This window comes from Clostridium lentum, from assembly GCF_014287815.1.
Classification (GTDB): domain Bacteria; phylum Bacillota; class Clostridia; order Clostridiales; family Clostridiaceae; genus Clostridium; species Clostridium lentum.
Map to the genome: position 1 here is coordinate 1 of NZ_JACOOQ010000046.1, position 1,439 is coordinate 1,439.

1 protein-coding gene, 1 tRNA gene and 2 rRNA genes are annotated in these 1,439 nt (G+C 33.1%); all 4 read right to left on the reverse strand.

Annotation, left to right across the window (positions count from 1 at the left end):
- Positions 1 to 139 precede the first annotated feature (139 nt).
- On the reverse strand, positions 140 to 886 hold the full coding sequence (locus H8R92_RS12985) for a peptidylprolyl isomerase (RefSeq protein ID WP_022212122.1): 747 nt from the start codon (positions 884 to 886) through the stop codon (positions 140 to 142).
- A gap of 149 nt (positions 887 to 1,035) precedes the next feature.
- Positions 1,036 to 1,111, reverse strand: a tRNA-Phe gene (locus H8R92_RS12990).
- A gap of 5 nt (positions 1,112 to 1,116) precedes the next feature.
- Positions 1,117 to 1,233 (reverse strand): 5S ribosomal RNA (gene rrf / locus H8R92_RS12995).
- A 125-nt stretch (positions 1,234 to 1,358) separates the two neighbouring features.
- Positions 1,359 to 1,439, reverse strand: a 23S ribosomal RNA gene (locus H8R92_RS13000); the annotation flags it as partial.

Below are 1,439 nucleotides of genomic sequence, written 5' to 3' on the forward strand. Positions count from 1 at the left end.
AACCTATTTGTTGCATAGGTATCACATTCTTTTTGAAGTTTTTCATAACGATATTATATGCAAAAAAGGGAATTCAAATACGAATTCCCTTTTTTCAAATATTATTTTGATACAGCCCCCTTTAATTATCAATGATTAACTAAGCTCTTTTAACTTGGTATTTAGCTTCTAATTCTTTCATTAATTGAGCGTATTTGCTTTGTTGAGCTTGTTGCATTAAGTTTCCAATTATTTGTTCTTTAACATCTTCAAATTTAGCTACTGTTGCTTCATTCTTAGATTCTGTTTTTACTAAGTGATATCCAAATTGAGTCTTAACTGGTTCGCTTACAGTGTTTAATTCTAAAGTAAATGCAGCTTCTTCAAATTCTGGAACCATCATTCCTCTACCAAACTCTCCAAGATCTCCACCTTGTTGCCCTGATGGGCAAGTTGAGAATTGTCCAGCAGCTTCTTCAAATGATATTTCTCCATTTGAAATCTTTTCTTTTATTTCTTTTGCTTTTTCTTCTGAATCTACTAATATGTGTTTTGCAGAAACCATTTCTGGTGTTTTAAATTCTTCTTCATGTTCATTGTAGAAAGTTTCTGCATCAGCATCTGTTACAGTAACATCTGATAATACTTTATTGATTGTCATTTGAGTTAATAAATCTCTTTCCATTTGTTCTAATGCTGATTTATACTCTTCAGTCTTATCCAATTCCATTTCAGTTCCTAATTTATTCATTAATTCAAAAGAAACTAATTGTTCTAATAATTGATTTCTTCCCATTTCTGAATCAAAATATGCTCTTTTATCTTGAGGATATCTTGAAATTATTGCCTCTAAATCTTTTTCTGTAATTTCTCTTCCTGCTATAGTTACTAAAACTTTATTATCCATTCTTTTTCTCCTTTTCAACCTAATATGATATAGTTTTCAATATTATATCATACTTTTTTTCTTTTTTTGATAAAAAATGTATTTTATCTTATTTTTTTATGCTTTCCTAAGCGTTAAAAAAAGCACTAACATATGTTAGTGCTTTTACCTGGTGGCTCGACCAGGAATCGAACCAGGGACACGAGGATTTTCAGTCCTCTGCTCTACCGACTGAGCTATCGAGCCACATTACCTGGCAACGTTCTACTCTCCCACACAGTCCCCCGTGCAGTACCATCGACGCTGTAGAGCTTAACTTTCCTGTTCGGAATGGGAAGGAGTGTTTCCTCTACGCCATCATCACCAGATGCTATGATTCTCCAAATCTTCGATTTGGTTAAGAATCTTGTATTCCTCGGCTCTATATAGCGAGTTTCCTTTTTCAAAGAATCTTGTTCTCTGAAAATTGCATATAAATGATAATCTATTTTTATTGGTCAAGCCCTCGACCTATTAGTATCAGTCAGCTAAATATGTTACCACACTTACACCTCTGACCTATCAACCTCGTGTT